At 72.4% G+C, this 13982-nt stretch carries 9 protein-coding genes; 1 reads left to right on the forward strand and 8 read right to left on the reverse strand.

Features of this window, described 5'->3' with window-relative positions; all coding sequences use genetic code 11:
* Positions 1 to 19: 19 nt before the first annotated feature.
* The 6 genes from ACI2LW_RS26265 to ACI2LW_RS26290 all read right to left on the reverse strand — a co-directional run bounded on the left by ACI2LW_RS26265 (position 20) and on the right by ACI2LW_RS26290 (position 9389).
* Positions 20 to 1036 (reverse strand): LacI family DNA-binding transcriptional regulator, encoded by a 1017-nt coding sequence (locus tag ACI2LW_RS26265; protein ID WP_404733676.1) that lies wholly within the window; start codon positions 1034 to 1036, stop codon positions 20 to 22.
* A gap of 64 nt (positions 1037 to 1100) precedes the next feature.
* The gene (locus tag ACI2LW_RS26270; RefSeq protein WP_404733677.1) at positions 1101 to 2123 is read right to left on the reverse strand and encodes an ABC transporter permease; all 1023 of its coding nucleotides are present in this window, start codon (positions 2121 to 2123) and stop codon (positions 1101 to 1103) included.
* Positions 2120 to 3088 (reverse strand): ABC transporter permease, encoded by a 969-nt coding sequence (locus ACI2LW_RS26275; RefSeq protein ID WP_404733678.1) that lies wholly within the window; start codon positions 3086 to 3088, stop codon positions 2120 to 2122. Before ACI2LW_RS26275 ends, ACI2LW_RS26270 begins: the two co-directional genes overlap by 4 nt.
* Positions 3085 to 4713: a sugar ABC transporter ATP-binding protein gene (locus ACI2LW_RS26280; protein ID WP_404733679.1), complete on the reverse strand. Its 1629-nt coding sequence runs from the start codon at positions 4711 to 4713 to the stop codon at positions 3085 to 3087. Before ACI2LW_RS26280 ends, ACI2LW_RS26275 begins: the two co-directional genes overlap by 4 nt.
* 76 nt (positions 4714 to 4789) lie before the next feature.
* A complete protein-coding gene (locus ACI2LW_RS26285) occupies positions 4790 to 5875 on the reverse strand; it encodes an ABC transporter substrate-binding protein (protein WP_404733680.1) in 1086 nt (361 codons plus the stop codon).
* Positions 5876 to 6080: 205 nt separating this feature from the next.
* Positions 6081 to 9389 (reverse strand): LamG-like jellyroll fold domain-containing protein, encoded by a 3309-nt coding sequence (locus ACI2LW_RS26290; RefSeq protein WP_404733681.1) that lies wholly within the window; start codon positions 9387 to 9389, stop codon positions 6081 to 6083.
* A 686-nt stretch (positions 9390 to 10075) separates the two neighbouring features.
* Here ACI2LW_RS26290 and ACI2LW_RS26295 point away from each other — a divergent pair.
* Positions 10076 to 12538, forward strand: a complete 2463-nt coding sequence (locus tag ACI2LW_RS26295) for a beta-L-arabinofuranosidase domain-containing protein (protein ID WP_404733682.1) — start codon at positions 10076 to 10078, stop codon at positions 12536 to 12538.
* Between the two features lie 82 nt (positions 12539 to 12620).
* On the opposite strand, the gene ACI2LW_RS26300 is transcribed toward ACI2LW_RS26295, so the two are convergent.
* Positions 12621 to 13208 (reverse strand): hypothetical protein, encoded by a 588-nt coding sequence (locus tag ACI2LW_RS26300; protein WP_404733683.1) that lies wholly within the window; start codon positions 13206 to 13208, stop codon positions 12621 to 12623.
* A gap of 145 nt (positions 13209 to 13353) precedes the next feature.
* Positions 13354 to 13914, reverse strand: coding sequence for a DoxX family protein (locus tag ACI2LW_RS26305; RefSeq protein WP_404733684.1), 561 nt, complete (start codon positions 13912 to 13914; stop codon positions 13354 to 13356).
* Between the last annotated feature and the right edge of the window lie 68 nt (positions 13915 to 13982).

Consider the following 13982-nt stretch of genomic DNA (forward strand, 5'->3'; position numbering starts at 1 on the left):
CGGTGACGGCAGGGCCGGTTCAGCGGTGGCGGCCCAGGGTGGACTCGCGCACCACCAGGTCGTGGCCCGGCCGCAGCCGGCGCGGCTCGGCGTCGGCCGAGCCGGTCAGCCGTGAGATGACACAGCTGACGGCCTGCCGGGCGATGGCCTGCTTGTCGGGGGAGACCGTGGTCAGGGTGATGGCCCCGAAGCGGCCCTCCTCGATGTCGTCGAACCCCACCACCGCGACGTCCTGCGGCACGCGCAGCCCCCGCTCGCCGAGCACCCGCATGGCGCCGATGGCCTGGAGGTCGTTGTAGGCGAACACGGCGTCGGGCAGCACCCCGCGGTCCAGCAGGGCCTCCATGGCCTGGGCGCCGTCCGCCCGGCCGTAGCCGTCGGTGGGCGCCACCAGTGAGTCGTCGTGCGGCAGCCCGGCCGCCGCCAGCTCCTCCCGCCACCCCTGCAGGCGCAGGTGGGCGGGCTGGCGGGCGCTCTCCGCCCGCGCGCCGAGGAACGCGATCCGCTGCCGTCCGATGCCGACCAGATGACGGACGGCGCTGCGTGCCGCGGCCACGTTGTCGATCGCGATGTGGTCGTAGGGGGCGTCGTACTCCCGCTCGCCGAGCAGCACCAGCGGCGAGGTGTCGGTACGGCCGCGCAGGTCCTGGGTCTCCAGCTCGATCGGGGAGAGGATCAGGCCGTCGATCACATGGGTCCGGAAGCCCTGGCAGACCAGCAGCTCCTTCTCCCGCATGCCGGCGGTGTGGTCCAGCAGCACGGTGTAGTGGTGGCGGGCCGCGGCGTCGATGACCGCGCTGGCCAGCTCGGCGAAGTAGGGGTTGCCGAGTTCCGGCACGGCCAGTGCGATGATCCCGGTGCGGCCCTTGCGCAGATGGCGCGCGGTGAGGTTGGGGCGATAGCCGAGCTCGTCGATCGCCTGCTGCACCCGGGCCCGCATGGCGGGGGTGACGTGCGGATAGTCGTTGACGACGTTCGAGACGGTCTTGATCGAGACTCCCGCTCGTTGCGCGACGTCCTTCAGGCTGACGCCCACGACGTTCCCTCCTTGTCGGGCCGAGCCCAGGACTGCGACGGGTCCCGCGGCACGGCGTCTGTCATCAGGTGCGGCGTGCCCGCGCCAGGTATCGCTGGGCCACGACCACCACGATGAGGAAGCCGCCGCTGACCACGGACTGGTAGGACGAGTTGAGCGAGCCTATCTGGTTGATCAGGTTCTGGATGACCGCGAGCAGCAGCACTCCCCACAGGGTGCCGCTCACCGAGCCGGCACCCCCTATGAGCAGTGTGCCGCCGATGACCACCGCGGCGATGGCGTCCAGCTCCATGCCCACCCCGATGATGGTCACTCCGGAGGAGAGCCGGGCGGCGTTCATGGCGCCGGCGAACCCGGCCAGCAGCCCGCTGAGCAGGTAGACCAGCACCCGGGTACGGGCCACCGGCAGCCCCATCAGGGTCGCGGCGTCCGCGCTGCCGCCCACCGCGAACAGCGACTGGCCGAACGAGGTGCGCTGCAGGACGACCCCGCCCGCGGCGAACAGCGCCAGTGCGATGAGCACCGGATATCCGAAACCGCCCACCGTTCCCTGCCCGAGCTCGGCGAAGGCCGAGCCCTGTGGCACGAGGTAGGTGGTGGCGCCCTCGTGGGTGAGGGCGAGCAGCAGGCCCCGCGCCCCCAGCAGGGTGGCCAGGGTGACGATGAAGGGGGCCATGCCGGCCCGGGCGATCAGCAGCCCGTTCAGCGTGCCGATCGCCCCGCAGACGGCGAGCGGCAGCAGCAGCGCGGCCCAGAAGCCGTACTGCGCGGCCCAGGCGGCCAGGACGCCGCCGAGCGCGAACACCGACCCGACGGACAGGTCGATGCCGCCGGTGATGATCACCAGTGTCATGCCCAGGGCGACGACGGCGATGAAGGACGCCTGCACGGCGATGTTCCGGGCGTTGTCGAGCGTGCCGAAGGACGGGAAGACGAACGAGGAGACCAGCACGACCGCCACCAGCACGGCGAGCGCGCCGTGCCGTTGCAGGAGCGAGGCGATCCGCTCCCGGCCGTCGGCCGGGGAGGCGGACGCCGCCGGGCGGAGGGCGTCCGGCCGGAGCCGGAGGGTGGTGGGTGACTTCATCGGGACCGACGCTCCCGGGCGACGTAGACGGCGACGAGGATGATGGCGGCCTGCGCCATCTGTGCGGTGGAGTCCGGCAGGTCGTGCTTGACCAGGGTGGCCCGCAGCAGCTGCATCAGCAGCGCGCCGGTGACGGTGCCCAGCACCCGTACCGAGCCCCCGGTCAGCGGGGTGCCGCCGACCACCACCGCGGTGATCGCGGACAGCTCCATGAGGTTGCCCAGCGCGGAGGGGTCGCTGGCGGTCAGCCGGGCGGTGGCCAGTACGCCGGCGAGCGCCGCCAGGACGCCGCAGAGCACGTAGACACCGATCAGGACCCGCTTGACCGGCAGCCCGGCGAGCCCGGCGGCGGCCCGGTTGCCGCCCACCGCGACCAGCTGCCGGCCGAAGGTGGTGCGGTGCACCACACCGGCCACCGCCAGGGCCAGGACTCCCGCGATCAGCACCACCGCGGGGACGCCCAGCACCTCGCCGCTGCCCAGCGCCAGCAGATCCGGATTGGCGATCTGCTTCAGCTGCCCGTCCGCCAGCACCAGGGCCAGGCCCCGGCCGCCGACGAACAGGGCCAGGGTGGCCACGATGGGCTGCAGGCCCACCACCGCCACCAGGGCGCCGTTGACCGCTCCCACGGCGACCCCGGCCACCAGCGCCACGAGCAGGGCCGGGACCAGGCCGTATCCGAGGTAGAGCGGCAGCAGCGCGGCGGCCAGCGCCATCGTGGACCCCACCGACAGGTCCACGCCCTCGGTGCCGATGACCAGCGCCATGCCGAGCGCCACGATGACGACCGGGGCGACCTGCACCAGCTGGGTGCGCAGATTGGCGGCGGTCAGGAAGTGATCGGTGAACGCGGCGTTGAACACGAGCAGCACCAGCACCGCCGCGTACACGCCGTACTTCTGGAACCAGGCCGGTGCGGCGAGCCGGACCGCGCTCCGTCCCAGCGCCGGCGACAACTGGGTCATTCCCGCTCCTTGTCCGTGTGCGGCGCCCCGTCCGGCGTTTCGGCGACGGGCTCGGGGCCGGGGGTGTGCGCGGCCAGCGCGTTCAGCAGTTCGCCCTCGGTGACCAGGTCGCCGGCCAGCTCGCCGGCGACCGCGCCGCCGCGCAGCACCACCAGCCGGTCCGCGCCCTCCACCAGCTCCTCCACGTCGGAGGAGATCAGCAGTACGGCCAGCCCCTCCCGCGCCAGTTCGTCGATGAGGGCCTGCACCTCGGCCTTGGCGCCCACGTCGATCCCGCGGGTGGGCTCGTCCAGCAGCAGCACCTTGGGCTCCAGACACAGCCAGCGGGCCAGCAGCACCTTCTGCTGGTTGCCGCCGGAGAGCTCCTCCACCTTCTGCTCGGGGCCGGCCGCCTTGATCCGCAGCCGCTTCATGAAGATCTCGACGATGCGGTCCTGCTGCCTGCGGGAGACGATTCCGGCCCGGGACAGGCGGGGCATGGCGGCCAGGACGATGTTCTCCCGCACCGACAGCCCCGGCACGATGCCCTCGGCCTTGCGGTCCTCGCACAGCAGGCTGATGCCGGCCCGGATCGCCGCGGCGGGGGACAGCCGGTCGAGCGGCCTGCCGGCGACCGACACCGTGCCGGCGTCCAGCGGCAGCGCACCGGCCAGCGCCTTGGCGGTCTCGGTGCGCCCCGAACCCAGCAGCCCTCCCAGGCCCAGCACCTCGCCCGGCCGCAACTGGAGCGACACCTCGTCCAGGATATGACGCCGCGTCAGTTTCTCGGCGGTCAGGACCGGTTCACGTGTGGTGGTGTGACCTTCGCCGAATTCGGTGACGCCGTGCCGGCGGACCTCGGAGACCTCCCGGCCGAGCATCATCGACACCAGCCGCGTCCGGTCCAGGTCCGCCAGATCGCCGGTGTGCACCAGGCGCCCGTCGCGCAGCACGGTGACCCGGTCGCAGACGCGGTACAGCTCGTCCATCCGGTGGCTGACGTACAGGATGGCGATGTCCCGGCTGTGCAGGTCCGCGATGACCCGGAAGAGCGTCTCCACCTCGCGCGGCTCCAGCGCGGAGGTCGGCTCGTCCATCACCACCACCTGGGCCCGCACCGACACCGCCCGGGCCAGGGCGACCATCTGCTGGGTGCCCACGCCCAGGGTGTTCAGGGGGCGGCGCACATCGGCCGTGACCCCGAAGCCGGCCAGCAGTTCGGCCGCCTCCCGGTGCATCCGGGGGAAGTCGATCAGGCGCAGGCGGTTCTTCGGCTCGCGGCCCAGGAAGATGTTCCGCGCCACGCTCATCATCGGGACGAGGTTGACCTCCTGGTAGATGGTGGACACGCCGGCCTGCTGCGCCTCGTGCGGCCGGTCGAAGGAGACCGGCCGTCCGCCCAGGCGCAGCTCGCCGGTGTCGGGGCGGTGCACGCCGGTGAGCACCTTGATCAGGGTGGACTTGCCGGCGCCGTTCTCGCCGACCAGGGCGTGGATCTCCCCGCGGCGCAGGGTCAGGGAGACGTCGTCGAGCGCGACCACGCCGGCGAAGCGTTTGCCGACGCCGACGGCCTCCAGCACCGTCGGTCGTGCGGCGCCGTCCGCGTCCGGTGGCGGTGTGGCGACCGCCGGTTCGGGTGGTGCCATGGGGTCAGGCCTTCCGTGGGTCGGTCAGCGGGGAGCGGGCCGCCCGGTCCGGGCGGCCCGTGGGCCCGGGTGTCTGTCAGTACGCGCCGGCCAGGGAGTCCTTGGCGTTGGACGCGTCGTAGGCGCGGTCGGAGATGATCACGTTCTCCGGGATGGCCTGACCGTCGAAGAACTTCTGCGCCGTGGCGAAGGCCAGCGGCCCGAACCGGGGGTTGGACTCGATCACGCCGTTGTACTGGCCGTCGGCCAGGGCCTGCACCGCGTTGCGGGTGCCGTCGATGGAGACGATCTTGACGTCCTTGCCGGGCTTCTTGCCGGCGCCCTTCAGGGCCGTGACGGCGCCCAGGCCCATCTCGTCGTTCTCCGCGTAGACGGCGGTGATGTCCGGCTTGGACTGGATCAGCTGCTCCATCACCTGCTGGCCCTTGTCGCGGGCGAACTCGCCGGTCTGCTGGGCCACGATCTTCAGGCCCGGGGCCTTGGCCTTGATCTCGTCGACGAAGCCCTTGGTGCGGTCGGTGGTGACGTTGTTGCCGGACGCGCCCAGCAGGATCGCGACCTTCCCCTTGCCGCCGGTCACCTTGATCATCGCGTCCGCCGCCCGCTTGCCCTGCTCCACGAAGTCGGAGCCGAGGAAGGCCACGTAGTCCTTGCAGGCGGTGGCGTTGAGCTTGCGGTCGACGGTGATCACGGGCACGTGCTGGGCGGCGGCGGCCTGCAGCGCCGGCTCCAGGCCGTCGGAGTTCAGCGGCGCCACGATGAGCAGCTGCGCGCCCTGGGCCAGCATGTCCTTGATGTCGCTGATCTGCTTGGACAGCTGGGACTGGGCGTTGGTGGTGAGCAGCTTCTTGACGCCCAGCTTGGCGGCTTCATCCTTGATGGACCGGGTCTCGGCGATCCGGAAGGGGTTGGCCTCCTTCTCGGACTGCGAGAAGCCGACGACCGCGTTCTTCAGGTCGATCTTCGTGGCGCCGTAGGCCTTGAGGGTGCAGCCCGTTCCCGAGGAGTCGGCGGACGGCGACTGCACCACCTGGGCGCCCTGGCCGGAGTCGGAGGAGGCCGAGTCGCCGCCCTCCTCCTTGGCGCAGCCGGCGGCGGTCAGGGCCGCGGCGGCGGCGAGGCAGACGGCGGTGACGAGACGGGATCTGCGAGGGGTGGTCATGGCTGGTGCGCTCCTTGCGTGGTGGGGCGACTGCGGTGGGACGGCGGGCCCGGTGCTGTCGTCCGGGTCGCCGCGGGGGGCCGCATCCGGGATGCGGCGTCGTGCGCGTGCTCGGCGGGGATGAGGCTGGGGTGGGGCTGGGGCGGGGCTGGGGTGGGGCTGGGGTGGGAGGCCCCCGGGACGGGCCGGGGGCCTCCCACGGCCGTCACCGCCTGGTGGTCGTGGTGGGTGCGGTGGGTTCGTGCGCTGCCAGTTCGGCGACCTCGGCCGCGCTCAGGGCGCGGTCGTAGGCGTGGACGTCGGCGATCGCACCGCTCCAGTGGTCGACGGGGCCGCCGTTGAACTTGCCCCGGCCGATCACCAGGTTCCCGGTGGGCGCCTCCGCGTTGCAGGCGCGGACGGAGCCCGCCTCGGCGCCGTCCACGTAGATCCGCAGCGTGCCGTCCCGGTGGCTGTAGCTGCCGGTCAGGTGGTACCACTTGCCGGTCTGCGGCTCACCGATGCTGTTCGCCAGCGCCCGGCTGCCGGCGAAGCTGAACGCGAACCGCTTGTCGGCCTGCGAGTACTGCAGGAAGAAGACGCTGCTGCGGTCGCCGTCGATGGACACCGCGGTGTTGAAGTGGCCCTTGTCGTCGAGCCGGACCCGGGCGGCCACCGAGTAGTCGTTCTTCTCGGTGTCCAGGACGGGCGCGCCGGTGTCGATGTACCCGGTGCTGCCGTCCAGTTGCACCGCGCCGCCGTTCGGCCCGGTGGTCCAGGTCGCGCCGCCCCTGAGGGTGCCGTCGTGCCCGCCGGCGACGTCCTCGGCCACCGTGCCGGTCCGCTGGTGCAGCGGCCACCAGGACACTCCGGCCGGTCCCGGGGTGCCCGGCGGGACGTTCACCCCGCCCGCCGCGGCACCGGCGGCGATGACCTGCCGGTTGATGTCCCGTACCGGACCGGGCCGCACCTTGACCACCTCGCGGTCGTAGGTGAGCAGGCCGTTGAGCTCGCCCTCCACGTCGGTGATCTGGGTGTAGACCGAGCCGGACAGCCCGCAGGAGGCGCGCTGCAGCAGCTTCCTGGTGTTCTCCACGTAGGCCTTGGTCAGCTCCTCGGTGCTGGTGGCGGCGTCACCGTAGTCCTGGCCGCCGGCCGTTCCCAGGATGTGACCCGGGACGACGTACGAGTAGCCGCCGTGCTCCCCGTCGACGGACGCCCGGGCGGCGTCGGGGGCGGGGTTGGCCGGGCCGTGGTAGTCGTGGAAGTCGATGATGTCGCCGCGGCCGGAATCGCCCTTGGAGGCACAGCAGTTGACTCCCGAGTGGGCGTCCACCAGGCGGGAGGGGTCCTGCTTCCTGACCGCGTCGGCGAGTTCACCGGTGGCGGTCCTGCTCCATTCGCCCCAGCCCTCGTTCATCATCGTCCACATGACGATCGACGGGGTGCTGATGTGCTGGTCGACGATCTCGTGCACCTGGTCGGTGAAGGTCCGGGTCTCCGGTGTGCCCGCGGCCGCCGTCATCCGGCTCGGCATGTCCTGCCACACCATCAGGCCGAGCCGGTCGGCCCAGTAGTACCAGCGGGCCGGCTCCACCTTGATGTGCTTGCGGACCGCGTTGAAGCCGAGCTTCTTGTGCTCCACCAGGTCGTACTTCAGGGCCTCGTCGGTCGGCGCCGTGTACAGGCCGTCCGGCCAGAATCCCTGGTCGAGGGTGGCCATCACGAAGGTGGGCCTGCCGTTGAGCTCGATCTTGTTGACGCCGCCGACCGCGGCGACCTTGATCGACCGCATGCCGAAGTAGGACCCGACCCGGTCCTTCCCGGCCCGTCCGCCGTCGACGGTGACCTCGAGCCGGTACAGGTAGGGGTCGTCGGGGCTCCACAGGTGCGGTTTGCCGACCGGGATGCGCAGCGCGGTCCCGGCCCGGCCGGTGACCGATCCCACGGGCCGGTGGCCGGCGTAGGCGGTGGCGGTCACCTTCGCCGTCGCGGGGGTGTGCGCGGTGGGACGCACGGTGACCGAGAGGGAGTTGTCCGCCAGGTCGGGGGTGAGCACGAGCGAGTCGACGCTCGCCTCGGGGACCGGCTCCATCCACACGGTCTGCCAGATGCCGCTGGTCGGGGTGTACCAGATGCCGCCCGGGTTGCTGGACTGCTTGCCCAGCGCGTACCGGTCGTCCGTGGTGTCCTTGACCTTCACCAGCAGGGTCTGCTGCCCGCGGCGGGTCAGCGCGTCGGTGACGTCGGCGCTGAACTCCGTGTAGCCGCCGGTGTGATGGGCGACCTGCTTGCCGTTGACGTACACCCAGGCCTCGTAGTCCACCGCGCCGAAGTTCAGCCGGAGCCGGTTGCCCGAGCCCACCTTCCAGCCGTGGGGCACGGTGAAGGTGCGCCGGTACAGCGACCAGTCGTGGTGCCTGGCGACGCCGGACAGGGCCGACTCCATCGGGTACGGCACCAGGATCTTCCCGCTGAGCTTCCCGGTGGGCAGCGCGGCGTCCGGCTCGGTGGCCTGGAACTGCCAGGTGCCGTTGAGGTTCTGCCAGTCCTTGCGGGTCAGTTGCGGCCGCGGGTACTCGGGCAGGGCGTTGCCGGCGGAGACGTCCTTGGCCCACTTGGTGGCGAAGTACCAGGTGGAGTCGTTCCGCGCGACCACGGAGAAGGGGCCGAGTTCGCCGTCGGCGGTGGTGATGCCGCCCTTGCCGTCGTAGCTGATGCGTACGTCGGCGTTGAGCGAAACCGGGGTGTCGTCCTTGCCGGCGGTGACCACCAGGCCCGTGGCCTTCCCGGCGTCCTTGGCCACCGTGGCGGACCAGAGCTTGCCCTGGGAGACCACCGCGAGGTGCTTGGCCGCGTCGGCCGGGACGGTCGTGACCGCGGAGGGCAGGGCGATCGTGGCGGTACGGCCGCTCGCGGTGACCGTGGCCTTGGCGTCGGCGGGGGAGAAGCCGGCCGGCAGGTGCAGCGCCGAGCCGGGGAGCGGCTGCCGGGCGAAGCCCGGGCCCGACCACTCGGTGTGCAGATAGGCGCCACCGTTGCCCTGGTTGTAGTCGACGGCCAGGTCGTGCGGGCCGGCCTTCAGGGTGACCGGCTCGGAGGTGGTCTGGACGTCCCAGTCGGTGGTCCAGTGGTCGATCACACTGGTCCCGTCGAGGGACATCCGGAAGCCGTTGTCGCCCTTGATGTAGAACGTGTAGACGCCGTCCGCCGGCACGTCGAGCCGGCCCGTCCAGCGGACCGCGACGTTGTCGGTGGTGCCGGCGTAGGCGCGCAGCGTGGGCAGCAGGTCGTCGACGTAGAGGGAGTTGTCGATCCGGGTGCCGGTGTACGACGCGAAGTCCAGTGCCGTGCCGCTGGACATCCGGTAGTAGTCGCCGCGCAGGCCGAGGTCGGAGGCCTCGGCGGACGGGCCGGACGCCGCGGCCGGTGCGGCGCTGACCTGGGCCGGCACCAGCAGCGCGGCTCCCAGCAGCAGTGGCAGCAACGCGACGAGTCGGCCGAGGAAGGGTATTCGGGGTCTGCCTGGGCTCATGCTCACCCTTTCCACAACGGAAAATGCTCACGCCTGAACCTGGTGCGCCAAAGCCGGAGGCCGGAGCGCAACACAGCAGGGAGGACCGCCGGAAGCGCACCGAACCGCCTTGTATAACGTTGGAAAAAATCGGCGCGGGAGCATGAAAGCAGGGCCCCACGACCCTGTCCAGACCCTGTGCAGCAACGAGTTGACGTTGAGTGATCCGGTCCGTCACAGGCACCCAGCCGGGCCGCGTGGCCGCGAAGGACCCCGGAAATACGGCCGTTGACCTGCGAGAATCCGGTCTCCCTCACACGCTGGGAACCCCGGAGCCCGCCCGGTGCGAGGCGACGCCGCCCGGGCCCGGAATGCGTCCGACTCGGCTGTGGGCGGCCGGGATTCCCGGGGGCTGGACACCGCTGGGCGCGCATGCTGTCATTCCACTCGGCAGCCGTCTCTGCAACGTTATAGAAGCGCTGACGCCGGGTCGGAGCACCGTCGTCGGCCGACCCACCCGCGCCGCCCGCCCCTCCCCGCGGCCGCGACGCGCCCTCGATGCGACCGCGGTGCACCCCGACCCCGACCCCGACCGCGACCGCGACCGCGACCGCGAGGCGCCCCCGGCCCCGACCGTCGCCGGCCCGGCGCCCTCCCGCCGTCCCACCGCCCTGTCCACCCCGACAGTTCAGGAAGGACGTCCCCTCATGGAACGTCGCACGTTCCTCAACGGCTCACTGGCCGTCGCCGGTGGCGCCGCACTGGCCGCGGCGCCGGCCCCGCCCGCACAGGCGGCCGCCCCCGGGCCTCCGGTGCGGCCGGCCGGCCCCGCCCGGCCCCTCAACGGACACCCGGGCAACCGGGCTCCGCTGCGCCAGGAGCCCTTCCTGCGCCTTCCCCCGGGCAGCATCACCCCCAAGGGCTGGCTGCGCGAGCAGCTCGACCTCCAGCTGAACGGCCTCGCCGGGCGCCTGCCGGAGATCTCCGGCTACCTCGACCCGGCGACCAGCGGCTGGGCCGTGCCCGAGCGGAACGGCTGGGAGGAACTGCCGTACTGGCTGCGCGGCTTCGGCGACCTCGGATACGTCACCGGCGACGCCAGGACGCTGGAGACGACCCGTGCCTGGATCGACCGCATCCTGGCCACCCGGCAGCCCGACGGCTTCTTCGGCCCGTCCACGCTGCGCACCGCGCTGAACGGCGGCCCGGACTTCTGGCCGTACATGCCGGTGCTGGACGCGCTGCGCACCTGGCAGGAGTACAGCGGCGACGACCGCGTCGTCCCCGCCCTCCAGGGGTGGCTGAAATACCTCGGCCGACAGCCCGCCGCACTGTTCGGGCAGGGCTGGGGCGCCGCCCGCTGCGGTGACACCATCGACACGGCCTACTGGCTGTACCGCCGCACCGGCGACACCTGGCTGCTGGACCTGGTGCACAAGATCCACGCCAACAGCGCCGACTACACCACCACCATCCCCACCTGGCACAACGTCAACCTGGCCCAGGGCTTCCGCGAACCGGCACAGTACGGCGTGCTGGCCGGCGACCCGGCCCTGCGCGACGCCACCTACCGCGTCTACGACACCGTGATGCGCCGGTACGGCCAGTTCCCCGGCGGCGGCTTCGCCGCGGACGAGAACGCCCGCGGCGGCTACCACGACCCCCGCCAGGGCTTCGAGACCTGCGGCATCGTCGAGTTCATGCACAGCCACCAGCTGCTCACCCGCATCACCGGCGACACGGTGTGGGCCGACCGCTGCGAGGAGCTGGCGCTGAACCTGCTGCCGGCCGCCCTCGACCCGCTGCACAAGGGCGTCCACTACATCACCTCCGCCAACGGCATCCAGCTCGACAACACCCCCAAGTCGCACGGCCAGTTCGACAACCGCTTCGCCATGCAGGCGTACATGCCCGGCGTCCACCAGTACCGCTGCTGCCCGCACAACTACGGCATGGGCTGGCCCTACTACGCCGAGGAACTCTGGCTGGCCGGCGCCGACGGCGGCCTGTGCGCCTCGCTCTACGCGGAGTGCTCGGTGCGCGCCGAAGTCGGCGACGGCACCACGGTCACCGTTGACGAGCGCACCGACTACCCCTTCGGCGAGACCGTCGCCTTCACCCTGTCCACCCCCCGGACGGTGCGTTTCCCGCTGCATCTGCGCGTCCCGGGCTGGTGCCGGGAGCCCTCGGTGCGGGTGAACGGCCGGCCCGTGCGGCCCCGCCACGACGGCGGCCACCTCGTGCTGGACCGCACCTGGCACCACCGCGACACCGTGGAACTGCGCCTGCCGATGCGTACCACCGTGCGCACCTGGGGCGCGAACGGCGACGCGGTCTGCGTCGACCACGGGCCGCTGACCTACTCCCTGCGGATCGAGGAGACCTGGACGCGCTTCGCCGGTACGGCGGACTGGCCCGAGTACGAGGTCCGGCCGGCCTCGCCGTGGAACTACGCCCTGGTACTGGACGAGAAGGACCCCACCCGCTCCTTCACCCTGGAGCACACCCGAGCCCGCGCCGCCAACCCGTTCACCCACGCCGGCACCCCGGTCCGCATGAAGGCCAGGGCGCGGCGTGTCCCCACCTGGCGGGCCGACGACCAGGACGTGGCCGCCCCGCTCCAGCGGAGCCCGGCGCGCACCACCGAGCCGGTCGAGCACATCACGCTGATCCCGTCCGCCGCCGCACGGCTGCGCGTCACGGCCTTCCCCACGGCGGGCGCGGGACGGCGGGCGCGCCAGTGGGCCGCGTGCACCGCGTCCTTCAGCGGCGTGGACAGCCCCCAGGCCCTGCTCATCAACGCCACTGCCGGGCCGGAGAGCTCCTTCGACCAGTCCATTCCCCGTTTCACCTGGTGGGACCGGACCGGCACACAGGAGTGGGTGCAGTACGAGTACGCCGAGCCGGTCCGTGCGAGCGGGGTGTCGGTCTACTGGTACGACGACACCGGCCACGGCGCCTGCCGGGTACCGCAGTCCTGGCACCTGGAGCACCGGTCTCCCACGGGCTCCTGGCAGCCGGTGGGCGGTGCTTCCGGGTACGGCACCGCCACCGACACCTTCAACACCGTCTCCTTCGACCCGGTGACCGCCACCGCCCTGCGCCTGCGGGCGGCACTGCGCCCCGGCGTCTCCGCCGGCGTGCTGGCCTGGCGGGTGCGCCTCATGTGAGGCTGCGCCCGGCACGCCGGCTGCCTCGAGTGACCGGGACGGACGACGCGGGCCGCGGCGCCGGCGCGCCGGGGCGCGGCCGTCAGCACTTGTCGTCGACGAGGGCGTCGAAGTCCCCCTCGCTCATGGCCCTGTCGTCGGCCCAGACCTGGCCCGGCCGGAGGGAGGCGAGGTCGCCGACGGTGAAGTGGACGTGTGCCCGGTACCCGCCGGACCCGCGGAAGCTCAGCGAGTAGGTCCGGCCGGGCAGCAGCCGCTGCCGGCCGAAGGTCTGCACGCGCCATGCGGGCGGCGGGGAGAAGACGGGGAAGACGACACGGCCGTGGACGGTCGCGTCCCATGCCTCCCACCCGCTGTCCTCCTCGGGGTCCTCCTCGGCCGTACGGCCCCCGCCGGAACCGTCGACGCCGGGCCGTGCGGCGGGGGAGGGCGGGGCGGAACCGGCCGGACCGGGCGCGGCCTCCCCGACGGGGGCGTCGCTCTCCGCCGACGGCCAGCTCCCCAGACCCATCCCGGAGACGGTCTCGTCCGCTCCGCACGGCCGCAGCTCGGCCACCGGCTGCCCGTCCTCCCCGTTCCGCACCGCCACCAGCGGCAGGTCCGGGGGAGTGCACCCGGTCACCGCGGTGAGACCCAACGCCAGACACGCCACCCCGCACACTCGTCTCATTCCGGCTCCCCCCTCGGACGCTCACTGAGAGAGTCGGGTCCGTCCCGCGGAAGAGTCGAGTGCCGTACGGTCTCGGTTCGGCCTCGCACGGGGCAAGGTGTCGAGGCGTGGAGGCGATCCTGCGGGCCCAAGGGCGCGCGAAGGCTCAGAGGGCGAGGGTGACCGCCGCTCCGACGCCGCCGAGGCCGAGGGCGAAGGCCGCCTCCGGCCAGCCGCCCTCTGCCCCCCAGGGCAGGAAGCGGTCCATCGCCAGCTTCCCGGGGCCGATGGCGGCGATCGCGAGGGCGACGACGGTGATGCACACGTTGTACTCCAGGCCACCGTCCGAGTCCCACAGGCCGTGGGCGGCGCTGACCGTGACCATCGCGTTGATCATGACGCCGATCAGGGCGGCGGCCGCCAATGGTGTGAGCAGGCCGGCGGCCAGCCCGAGGCCTCCGAGCAGTTCGGACAGGCCGCCGATCACGGCGAACAGTTTGCCCGGGCGGTAGCCAAGGCCGGCGAATCCCCTGCCGGTCGCGGTCAGGCCGGGACCGTCGAAGAGCCCGAAGACCTTCTGGGCCCCGTGGGCGGCCATGAGCAGGCCGAAGGTCAGCCGGATGAGCAACAGGCCGGCGTCGGCGGCGGTGACCGCCGGGGCGGTGGCGTGCTGCGCCCCCGGCCGCGTGGAACGAGCAGGACTTTTCGGAGTGCGCTTGGTCGACATGAGAGGGCTTCGGTGTGGACTGCCGGAACGGGTCGCCCCCCGGTCCAGGCATGCAGCGAGCACGATGT

The organism is Streptomyces sp. NPDC004065, assembly GCF_044903565.1.
In the GTDB taxonomy this organism is placed as follows: domain Bacteria; phylum Actinomycetota; class Actinomycetes; order Streptomycetales; family Streptomycetaceae; genus Streptomyces.